Genomic DNA, 801 nt, shown 5'->3' with positions numbered 1-801 from the left:
CCTTCGAGCGGCCGCGTCGGCCGCTCGAAGGTGCGCGCCTATGCGCTGTTCACGCTGCCGGCCAACCGCAAGCTGACCGACACCGCCGAGCGGCGGCTGAAGGTGCTGCAGTCGCTCGATACGCTCGGCGCCGGCTTCCAGCTCGCCAGCCACGACCTCGATATCCGCGGCGCCGGCAATCTGCTGGGCGAAGAGCAGTCCGGCCACATCAAGGAGGTCGGCTTCGAGCTCTACCAGCAGATGCTGGAGGAGGCGGTGGCCGAAGTGAAGGATTCCGGCGAGGTGCAGGACGGCGGCTGGTCGCCGCAGATCGCCGTCGGCACGGCGGTAATGATCCCGGAAAGCTATGTGCCGGACCTGCAGCTCAGGCTGGCGCTCTACCGCCGCCTCGGCGACCTCGAGAGCACCGAGGAGATCGACGCCTTCGGCGCCGAGCTGATCGACCGTTTCGGACCGCTGCCGGAAGAGGTGACGCATCTGTTGAAGATCGTGTTCATCAAGGCGCTCTGCCGCAGGGCCAATGTCGAAAAGCTCGACGCCGGCCCCAAGGGCGTCGTCATCCATTTCCGCAAGCGCGAATTCCCCAACCCGGTCGGGCTGGTCAAGTTCATCGGCGAGCAGGGTTCGCTGGCCAAGATCCGGCCAGACCACAGCGTCGTCTTCATCCGCGACTGGCCGAACGCCGAAAAGCGGCTGGCCGGCTCGGCCGTGGTGATGACGCAGCTGGCGCGGCTGGTCGACAAGGCAGCATAGCCCGTCCAGCGCATTCGCCAGTACCGAAATTCCGGTCTAGAATAGGAA

Annotated in this window: 1 protein-coding gene; it reads left to right on the top strand. The window is 66.0% G+C overall.

The genetic code is table 11. The features are described 5' to 3' along the window. Nucleotides 1–753, top strand: a 753-nt coding sequence (locus EN780_RS35830; RefSeq protein ID WP_348631296.1) for a TRCF domain-containing protein, incomplete at its 5' end; no start/stop codon positions are given. Between the last annotated feature and the right edge of the window lie 48 nt (nt 754–801).

The sequence above is a fragment of the Mesorhizobium sp. M4B.F.Ca.ET.089.01.1.1 genome (assembly GCF_004022605.1).
Lineage (GTDB): Bacteria > Pseudomonadota > Alphaproteobacteria > Rhizobiales > Rhizobiaceae > Mesorhizobium > Mesorhizobium abyssinicae.
The sequence above is the reverse complement of the archived record's forward strand: the minus strand, read 5'-3'. Positions and strand labels throughout refer to the sequence as shown.